1 pseudogene is annotated in these 369 nt (G+C 61.0%); it reads right to left on the bottom strand.

Annotated features, from left to right (window positions below):
• Positions 1-369, bottom strand: a pseudogene (locus ACP2WS_RS11330) (hypothetical protein); the annotation flags it as partial.

The raw sequence follows: 369 nt of genomic DNA, 5'->3' as shown, positions 1-369 counted from the left end.
CATTCAGTTCCCTGAGTACCTTGCTGGCATCAAAGCTGTTTTGCAATGTGCCGCTGCTGGCTGCTACCTGCTCTGTGGTGGTGCTGGTCTTGAGGTTGGCAATATCTTGCTGCTGCGCTGCCGCATTGGTGATTTGCACATGGGCGGTGTTGATGCCGCTTGCTGTGCTGCTGCCCTGCTGGGCGCTGTCTTGCCCATAGCCCACTGCCTTGCTCACGCCGCCCGCTACGCTGCTGCCACCGCTGATGTCGATGCTGTTGCCCTGATAGGTGCTGTGGTTGACCATGTCGCTGGCTGTGAGCGTGCCGGTGCTCAGGCTGTTGCTGCCCGCAGTTTCGGCCGCCTGCGTGCTGGTGATGATGCCGCCCT

It is taken from the genome of Brachymonas moutaii (nom. illeg.), assembly GCF_049977365.1.
GTDB lineage: Bacteria > Pseudomonadota > Gammaproteobacteria > Burkholderiales > Burkholderiaceae_C > Brachymonas.
Note: the sequence above shows the minus strand (reverse complement) of the source record. Positions and strands in the feature narration are given on the sequence as shown.